At 70.6% G+C, this 8,641-nt stretch carries 7 protein-coding genes; 3 read left to right on the top strand and 4 right to left on the bottom strand.

All coding sequences use genetic code 11. The annotated features are described in order from the left end of the window. The first annotated feature begins 327 nt into the window (after positions 1-327). Entirely contained in the window at positions 328-654 is a 327-nt protein-coding gene (locus ACZ6NC_RS00745; protein ID WP_465727482.1) for a carboxymuconolactone decarboxylase family protein, read from the top strand. Between the two features lie 135 nt (positions 655-789). On the opposite strand, the gene ACZ6NC_RS00740 is transcribed toward ACZ6NC_RS00745, so the two are convergent. Next, on the bottom strand, positions 790-2,412 hold the full coding sequence (locus ACZ6NC_RS00740; RefSeq protein WP_465727480.1) for an MFS transporter: 1,623 nt from the start codon (positions 2,410-2,412) through the stop codon (positions 790-792). A 392-nt stretch (positions 2,413-2,804) separates the two neighbouring features. On the opposite strand from ACZ6NC_RS00740, the gene ACZ6NC_RS00735 reads away from it, so the two are divergent. Both ACZ6NC_RS00735 and ACZ6NC_RS00730 read left to right on the top strand, forming a co-directional pair. Further along, positions 2,805-4,169: a glutamate decarboxylase gene (locus ACZ6NC_RS00735; RefSeq protein ID WP_465727478.1), complete on the top strand. Its 1,365-nt coding sequence runs from the start codon at positions 2,805-2,807 to the stop codon at positions 4,167-4,169. A 640-nt stretch (positions 4,170-4,809) separates the two neighbouring features. Next, entirely contained in the window at positions 4,810-6,078 is a 1,269-nt protein-coding gene (locus ACZ6NC_RS00730) for an ATP-binding protein (protein ID WP_465727476.1), read from the top strand. Positions 6,079-6,094: 16 nt separating this feature from the next. Here the strand turns inward: ACZ6NC_RS00730 and hypE are convergent, their stop codons facing one another. The 3 genes from hypE to ACZ6NC_RS00715 are packed head-to-tail and all read right to left on the bottom strand — an operon-like array spanning position 6,095 to position 8,620. Further along, on the bottom strand, positions 6,095-7,177 hold the full coding sequence (gene hypE / locus ACZ6NC_RS00725) for a hydrogenase expression/formation protein HypE (RefSeq protein ID WP_465727474.1): 1,083 nt from the start codon (positions 7,175-7,177) through the stop codon (positions 6,095-6,097). Then, on the bottom strand, positions 7,170-8,303 hold the full coding sequence (gene hypD, locus ACZ6NC_RS00720) for a hydrogenase formation protein HypD (protein WP_465727472.1): 1,134 nt from the start codon (positions 8,301-8,303) through the stop codon (positions 7,170-7,172). The genes hypE and hypD overlap by 8 nt, the downstream gene beginning before the upstream one ends. Next, complete coding sequence (locus ACZ6NC_RS00715) at positions 8,300-8,620, bottom strand: HypC/HybG/HupF family hydrogenase formation chaperone (RefSeq protein ID WP_465727470.1); 321 nt, start codon at positions 8,618-8,620, stop codon at positions 8,300-8,302. The genes hypD and ACZ6NC_RS00715 overlap by 4 nt, the downstream gene beginning before the upstream one ends. Between the last annotated feature and the right edge of the window lie 21 nt (positions 8,621-8,641).

Genomic DNA, 8,641 nt, shown 5'->3' with positions numbered 1-8,641 from the left:
GGGGGTGGGGGGGGGGGGCGGGGGGGGGGGGGGTGGGTGGTTTGTGGGGGGAGGGCCCCCGAAAGAAAACCCCCAAGGCGGCGTCTGTCCCCCCAAACATCCACGGCACGACTTCCAGACGAGCGAGTCGATGACGCCGCACCGGTCACTACCTGCTCGATGCGCTCGGCTCCCCGCACGGCAAGGCGTCCTACCGCGGGCCGCCGGCACTGAGGTGCGCTCGGGCCCGAATCTTCCTATGGTCGACGTACCGGGATGCGGCGCAGGAGAACCCGGTTCCCCGCCACGACCGCGTCGACTCCCACCTCTCTCAGGAGATGACCCGGCATGACGACATCGTCCGAAACTCCTGTCCTCGACACCCTGGCCGCCATGACCCTCGACTCGATCGAGCGCTGCGGTCTGCCGGCAGACACGCTCATCCTCACGCGCATCGCCGCGCTCGTCGCCATGGACGCACCGCCGATGTCCTACCTCGCCCACGTCGGCCCCGGCATCGAGTCCGGCCTGACAGTGGCCCAGGTGCAGGACGTCCTGGTGGCCATCGCACCGATCGTGGGCACCGCCCGTGTGATGTCGGCCGCCGCCCACATCACGGAGGCACTCGGATTCGCCATCGCGGTGGCCGAAGCAGACGCCGAACTCGGAGCGTAGCTCTACTACCCGCCGTACACGCCAGCCCGCGCCCACAACGGCATCGGATGCCCTACGGCTCCTCGTCGGCATGACCTCGGCTCCGCACGCAATGCCGTGGTCCCGAGCGGTCGGACGATTGGCTGGCCAGGGTGTCTATGCCGTTGCCTGGCTGCTGCCTGGCTGGGTGGTCGGGATTCGTTGGGTGAAGAACAACGCGAGGAGCGCTGCGAGAGCGAGGACGGCGAGTGCGGCACGCAGGCCGTCGATTCTCGCCTCGTCGTTCGCGTCGAGCGCGGCCTGGGTCACTTCCGGACTCGTGCCCGCCTCGTCGAGGGCGGCCTTGAGCTGAGCGTCTGACAGGAAGGGCACGCCGCTCTCGAGTTTGACGGTCGCCTGGCTCTTTACCTCGGCCGGGATCGCCTGATTCTGCTCGACGCTGGTCAGGAACGAGGCTGTGAGCGCGGCGATCATGATCGACCCGGCGAGCGCCGTGCCGATCGAGGCGCCGAGGTTGGTGATGGCGTTCTGAACGCCGCCGACCTCCGCGCTCTTCTCGTCCGGCACCGCGGACACGGTGACCGCTCCGAGCTGGGACGCCAGCGCGCCCATGCCGAGGCCGATCAACAGGAGGGGAAGGGTGACGATCTCCGCACCCGCATCCACGTCGAGCGCAGCCAGCAGAGCCACCGCGCCCGCGAGCAGCGCGAGGACGCCGAGTCGCACCACCCGCCGCGGCGAGACGTCCGGGAGCAGCTTCGGGATCAGGATCGCCGCCGCCAGCAGCGTCAGCGAGAGCGGCAGGATGCGGGCACCGGTCTTGAGCGCGGACAGACCGAGCGCGACCGACAGGTAGAGCGGCACGACGAAGAAGACTCCCATCTGCACGAGGTACTGGAAGAAGAACATGGTCAGGCCGCCGGTGAGCTGCCGGTTGCGCAGCAGGACCGGGTCCACCAGCGGCTCCCTGCCCTGCTCGACCAGACGGGCCTCCCAGCGGAGAAAGAGCCAGATCAGTACCAGGCCGGCCAGCATCAGCCACACGACCAGCGAGATCCCGAGCCAGGCGGGTGCGTCGGGTTTCGGCAGGAACCAGCCCCACTCGGCTGAGCGAAGTACACCGTAGACGAAGGCCCCGAGTCCGAGGGCGGAGAGCATGGCGCCGACGAGGTCGATGTGGGCGCGTCCTTCGGTCGGCGCGTCGGCGATGCGGCGGCCCAGCACCAGGATGCCGAGCACGATGGCGACCTCACCGGCGAAGACCCAGCGCCAGGAGAAGTACGTGGTCGCGACGCCGCCGATGAGCGGCCCGACCGCGATCGCCGCAGCTCCCGCGGCGGCGACCAGTCCGTAGGCGGCGGGCCGGCGTTCCGTGGCGAAGTTGCCGGCGACGAGCGCCACGATCGCGGGCAGGATCAGCGAGGCCCCGATCCCTTCGAGGAGCGACCAGCCGAGCAGGAGGACGGGCAGGTTGGGGGCGAGCGCGGTCGTCAGGGATCCGCAGCCGTAGATGACGCAGCCGATCATGAAGGCCCGCTTGCGGCCGATGAGCGCGCCGACCTTGCCGCCGGGGATCATGAACATCGCCATCACGAGCGTGTAGGCCGTGATCGCCCCCTGGATCCCGGTCACGGTCGTGCCCACGTCGTCGGCCACTGTCGCGATCGAGACGTTCATGACAGAGCTGTCGAGCGCCATCAGGAACTGTCCGGCCGCGAGCGTCATCAGGACGAGTCCCGCCGCTGCCGACCTCTCAGGAGCGCCTGCCCTGGGTGCCATGAGCGCCATCGTCCCAGTAGCCCCGACGAGCGGACCCTCGACCCGCCGTGGATGTCAGCCGGTTGGCGACGGTCGACCGCACCCCGTCTGTGCTCCCCGAGATACTCCCGTGTCCCGGGCGCACCCAGATGCCGGGCAGCCGCCCATGGCGCGGACTCAGCCGCAGGGGCCACGCGTCGGCAAGGGGGTGGCAGCCGGCCGGATCGGATAAAGGCTCACTGACAGCCTTGCGGCCGCTGCTGCGTTCCCCAGGCGGGGAGGGGCCCCGGATCCTGCTGCTTGAGCCGTCGCTGGAAGTCGATGACTCGGGAAGATACGCCGTTCGCGTGCACTTCGAGCTCGGTCCTCAGGTCCCGCCGTGGCACCCGTCCGGGCGTGGTTGAGTCGTCGGCATGACCAAGAGTGAGGCTGCGGCCCTGTTCGGCAACCGATTCCTGACGGCACCTGCTCCCTCGGAGACCTTTCCCGAGGAAGGCATGACCGCAACGGACGCCATGAGGTTGGTGGACGAGGACCTCGCGATGGAGGGTGATCCGCAGCGCAATCTCGCGACGTTTGTCACCACCTGGATGGAGCCGGAGGCGCAGCGGATCATCGCGGAGAACCTCCACCGCAACTTCATCGATCACGCGGAGTACCCCATCTCCGCCGAGATCGAGCAGCGTTGCGTGCGTATGCTCGCCGACCTCTTCCACGCACCGGGGAAGACCGCCGGGTGTCGGACCCAGGGTTCGTCCGAGGCGATCATGCTCGGTGCGCTGTCGCTGAAGTGGAAGTGGCGGGAGCGTCGCCAGGCGGCCGGCCTGTCGGTCGACCGGCCCAATCTGGTCTTCGGCGGCGATGTCCACGTCGTGTGGGAGAAGTTCTGCCGCTACTTCGACGTGGAGCCGCGGATCGTGCCGCTTGCCGAGGACAAGTACACGATCGGCCCGGAGGACGTGGAACCTCACCTCGACGAGAACACCATCGGCGTCGTCGCCGTTGTCGGCACCACGTTCACCGGCCACAAGGACGACGTCGTCGGGATCGACAAGCTTCTGCGGGAGATCCGCAAGAAGCGGGACCTCGACATCCCGATCCACGTTGACGGCGCCAGCGGCGGCTTTGTGTGGCCCTTCCTCTACCCGGACTCGAAGTGGGACTTCCGGCTTGAGCAGGTCCGCTCGATCAATGTCTCGGGACACAAATACGGCCTGGTCTACCCCGGCATCGGCTGGCTGGTCTTCCGCGAGGAGTCCGACCTGGCCAAGGACCTGGTGTTCTACGAGAACTACTTGGGCAAGACCGACGCGACGTTCACGCTGAACTTCTCGACCGGCGCGTCGATGGTCCTCGCGCAGTACTACAACTTCGTGCGGCTCGGTCGCCAGGGCTACACCTATGTCATGGAGGCGATGCAGCAGAACGCCCGTGCGCTGGCGGACAACCTGCGCGGCAGCGGCCGCTTCGAGGTGATCGGCAGCGATCTCGAGCAGCTGCCGCTGGTAGCTTTCCGTCTCGCCGGCAAGCACTCGTACGACGAGTCGGACATCGCCTGGCAGCTCTCGGCCGAGCGCGGCTGGATGGTGCCGGCGTACACGCTCCCGCCCAACGCGCAGCGGGTGAAGATCCTTCGTGCCCTGGCCAAGGAGACTTTGAGCCGCGAGCAGATCGAGCGCCTGACCAGGGACATCGCCGACGCGTGTGCCACCTTGGACCACAAGGGTGGGACCACCGACGTCGAGCGGGCCCAGATCAAGCGCGGCACCGGCTACTGACGCGCAACCGGGCCCTTGGGGCCGACGAAGTCGCTCCTGCCGGCGAGGAGCGACGCTGCGCTGGATTCCGGGTGGGGCACGGACCGTCGCCCAGGCACTTCCACCAGAACCGTCACCCGGCACGGCGGACATCCGGTGTGGGCTGACGCTCACTCTCCAGTCGGCTGCCGCGCTGCGGTTACCCCACCGCCGCACACTGCGCCGGAATGGGCGCTGGCGCGATCCATCCCTGGACGTCACCCTCCACCTCGGCGACGGACCACCGAGATTCGCCCACCTCGGCCACCCCCTGACCGTGCCCGACGCGAGTCCGGCCAACAACAGGGCGGCTGAAGCCGCTGAAACCACCACGCCATCGGGCCGTCCGCCGCAGGCTGCCGCCCCTGGACCGAGCCGTCCCGTGGCCGCTCCGCCCGGTCGTACCGCTGTCGTGTCCCGGGCCGCCCGGGCGATGGCGTGCGCGCCGATGCCCGCCACGGCAAGCGGTCTCCCTGGCGTTCCGGAGGTGGGCAGCGAACGGGTACTCCGAGGCAAGGGATCACGTCTCCGGCCCCGCGGGGCGGTCCTGGCGCGCAGAACGCGCGGCGACAGACGACCCGGACCAGGATGGGAGGAGCGGGCAGGGCGATCGGAGCGGACCATGGCCGGCTGGCATCTGCGGGACTTCACTCCGGACGACCTGGAGGCGGTGGTCCGGCTCGAGAACCTCGGCGAGGGCGGTGAGGGCCCGCCGGTGTTCCGGCTGTCCGATGTCGTCGCCGCACTGCAGGCCCTGCATCCGGCGGTCGTGGCGGTGGCGGACGACCAGATCGTCGGGGCCGCGGTGGGCCGGGTCGAGGGCGACCGGGCCTGGGTGCTGCGGATCAGCCAGCACCCGTCGTGGCGGAACATGGGTCTGGGGAGCGCTCTGCTGGGAGCCCTGGAGCACCGGCTGCTGGCAGCCGGTGCTCGCACGTTGGCGGCCGTGCTCGCCGAGCACGACACCGGCACCAGGGCCCTGCGCAGCGCCGGCTTCCGTCCGCGCCCCGGGATGACCTACTTCCAGAAGTCCGAGGCGGTCACCGCCCAGGACGTGGTGCTGCTCTCCTCGCTGGGCGCGGAGGTCCCGGCGGCCGGCCTGTGGAACACCCTCGCGGGAATGACCACCGAGAAGAGGCTGATCGAGCGGCGCCTGGTGCTGCCGCTGGCCAACCCGGTGCTGGCCGGCCAGCACGGTGTGGAACCTCCGCAGGCCGTCGTCCTGTTCGGGCCGCCGGGTACTGGCAAGAGCACCTTCGCGAAGGCCGTGGCCGGCCGCCTCGCGTGGCCGTTCGTGGAGCTGTTCCCGTCCCACCTCGGCCTGACCGGCACGATGGCCACCGGCCTGCGCCAGTGGTTCGACGAGGTGGCCCGGCTCGACCACGTCCTGGTCTTCATCGACGAGGTCGAGGAGGTGGCCGGTATCCGCAGCCAGGCGGACCCGGCGGCCACCGCCGTGGTGAACGAACTCCTCAAGTCGATCGTCCGGTTTCGCGACCGCGAGAACCGACTGCTGATCTGCGCGACCAACAGCGTGGCCGCCCTCGATCCCGCCTTCCTGCGTCACGGCCGCTTCGACTACGTCCTGCCGGTCGGACCGCCCGACAACGAGGCGCGCTGTGCCCTGTGGTCCAGCTACCTGGCCCGTGCCGGTGCCGAGGCGGACATCGCCGCCCTCTCCGACGCCAGTGAGGGGTTCACCCCCGCCGACATCGCCCAGGCGGCCCGCACCGTTGCCCAGGCGGTCTTCGAACGCACCCTGGACACCGGCGAGCGGGCGCACCCGAACACGAACGACTACCTGCAGACGATCCAGCGCACCCGGCCGACGGTGACGACCGAGATGGCGGTGGCGTTCACCGACGACACCGTCCGGTTCGGGCGCATCTGACCTGCCGGGCCGGCGGTCAGCAGATCCGGGGCAGTTGCTCCCCCACCGGCAGGTCGACCACCCGGGTGCCGCCGAGGCCGGTGCGGGCCACCACCATGCCGGGGTGGGCCTCGACCGCCTCGCCGATCACCGCCGCGTCGGCGCCGAGGGGATGGGCGCGCATCGCCGCCAGCACCGCCTCCGCATGTTCGCGCGGTACGAAGGCGACCAGTTTGCCCTCGTTGGCCACGTAGAACGGGTCAAGGCCCAGCATCGCGCAGGCGCCGGCGACCGGCGGCGGCACCGGGACGCTCCGCTCCTGGATCACCACGCCGACGCGGGCGGCGGCCGCGATCTCGTTGAGGGAGGCCGCGAGCCCACCGCGGGTGGGGTCGCGCAGCACGTGCAGGTCGGGAGTGACGGCGAGCATCGCCTCGACCAGGCCCCCCAGCGGTGCGCAGTCGCTCTCGATCTGCACACCGAACTCCAGGCCCTCGCGCACGCTCAGGATCGCCACGCCGTGCATGCCGATCGCGCCGCTGACGATCACCACGTCGCCGGGGACGACCCGCTGCGGGCGCAGGTCGACCCCGGCCGGGACCAGACCGATGCCTGCGGTGTTGATGAAGACCCCGTCCCCGTGTCCGGCCTCCACCACCTTGGTGTCGCCGGTGGCCATCTCCACGCCGGCCGCCCGCGCGGCCGCGCCCATCGCCTCGGCCACGCGGGCGAGGAGCGGCATCTCCAGGCCTTCCTCCAGGATGAACCCGCAGGAGAGGTAGGCGGCCCGGGCACCGCTCATCGCCAGATCGTTGACGGTGCCGTTGACTGCCAGGTCGCCGATGCTGCCACCGGGGAAGAAGAGCGGACGCACCACGTAGGAGTCGGTGGAGAAGGCCAGCCGTGCTCCGCCGAGCGTCAGCACCGCGCTGTCGCCGAGCCGGCCGAGCAGCTCGCCGCCGAAGGCGGGTGCGAAGACGTGGCTGACCAGCTCGGCGGACATCGCGCCACCCCCGCCGTGTCCCATGACCACCCGGGGCTGGTCGCGCAGCGGGGCCGGGCAGGTCCAGGCGGTGAGGTCGGGCCGCGGCGCGGGCAGGGTGTCGGTGGGCTCAGGCAACGGGGCTCGCCTCCAGGTGCGCGGGGGCCGCGGGCGTGAGGTCCAGCCGGCGGTAGAGGTAGTAGGCAGCGCAGGCGCCCTCGCTGGAGACCATGGTGGCGCCCAGGGGGTTGCGCGGGGTGCAGGTGGTGCCGAAGGCCTCGCACTCGTGCGGCTTCAGCTGCCCCTGCAGGACCTCGCCGGCGCGGCAGGCGGCGGGCTCGCGGGTCTGGATCCCGGACACCTGGAAGCGCTGCTCGGCGTCGAACTCCCGGTAGCGCGAGGAGAGTCGCCAACCGCTGTCGGGGATCGTGCCGATCCCGCGCCAGGCCCGGTCGGTGACCTCGAAGACGTCCGCCAGCATGGCCCGGGCGACGGGGTTCCCCTCCGGCCGCACGGCCCGCGGGTAGGCGTTCTCGACCGTGTGGGTGCCGCCTTCCAGCTGGCGCACCGCGCGCCGGACGCCCTCCAGGATGTCCAGCGGCTCGAACCCGGTGACCACCAGCGGTACCCGGTACCGCTCGGCGAGTGCGGGGTACTCGTCGACGCCCATCACGCTGCACACGTGTCCGGCCGCCAGGAAGCCCTGCACCCGGCAGTCCGGGGACTGCATGATGGCCTCGATCGCGGGGGGCACCCGCACGTGCGAGACCAGCAGGCTGAAGTTGGGGATGCCGAGCCTGCGGGCCTGATGGACCGTCATGGCGTTCGGCGGCGCGGTGGTCTCGAAGCCGATGCCGAAGAAGACCACCTCGCGCCGGGGGTTCTGCTGGGCGATCCGCAGCGCGTCCAGCGGGCTGTACACCACCCGGACGTCGCCGCCCTCAGCGCGGACCCGGAAGAGGTCGCTGTCGCTGCCGGGGACGCGGAGCATGTCGCCGAAGGAGCAGAAGATCACCTCCGGCCGGGCGGCGATCTCCAGCGCCTTGTCGATCACCTCCAGCGGGGTGACGCACACCGGGCAACCCGGGCCGTGGATCAACTCCACCTGATCCGGAAGCAGTTGGTCGATCCCGTGCCGGATGATGGTGTGCGTCTGGCCGCCGCACACCTCCATCAGCGCCCACGGCCGGGTCACCGTGGCGTGGATGTCGTCGAGCAGCCGCCGGGCCAGCTCGGGATCCTGGAACTCCTCGATGTACTTCATCGCTTGGCCTCCCCGGCCCGGTCCTGCGTCTCGTCCCCGGTGAGCTCGGCCATCGCCGCGGCCGCCTCCCACGGGTCCCCGAACTCCTCCTGGAGCATGCCGAGGTCGGCGAAGAGCGCCAGCGTGCGCCGCGCCGACTCCTCGTCGAGCCGCTGCAGCGCGAATCCGACGTGGACGATCGCGTACTCGCCCACCCGCAGATCCGGCACGTACTCCAGGCACACCTCCTTGATCACACCGCCGAAGTCGACGGTGGCCATCCGGGTACCGTCCTTGTCCTCGATCTCCAGCACTCTGCCGGGCACCGCCAGGCACATGGGCCTCTCCTCGTCGTGGGT

It is taken from the genome of Kitasatospora sp. NPDC041988 (assembly GCF_055588525.1).
Note: the sequence above shows the minus strand (reverse complement) of the source record. Positions and strands in the feature narration are given on the sequence as shown.

Bases quoted from the DNA above. Each gene is read 5' to 3' on its own strand.
- hypD (WP_465727472.1), bottom strand. From the start codon at position 8,303: ATGAAGTACATCGAGGAGTTCCAGGATCCCGAGCTGGCCCGGCGGCTG.
- ACZ6NC_RS00735 (WP_465727478.1), top strand. From the start codon at position 2,805: ATGACCAAGAGTGAGGCTGCGGCCCTGTTCGGCAACCGATTCCTGACG.
- ACZ6NC_RS00740 (WP_465727480.1), bottom strand. From the start codon at position 2,412: ATGGCACCCAGGGCAGGCGCTCCTGAGAGGTCGGCAGCGGCGGGACTC.
- ACZ6NC_RS00730 (WP_465727476.1), top strand. From the start codon at position 4,810: ATGGCCGGCTGGCATCTGCGGGACTTCACTCCGGACGACCTGGAGGCG.
- ACZ6NC_RS00745 (WP_465727482.1), top strand. From the start codon at position 328: ATGACGACATCGTCCGAAACTCCTGTCCTCGACACCCTGGCCGCCATG.
- ACZ6NC_RS00715 (WP_465727470.1), bottom strand. From the start codon at position 8,620: ATGTGCCTGGCGGTGCCCGGCAGAGTGCTGGAGATCGAGGACAAGGAC.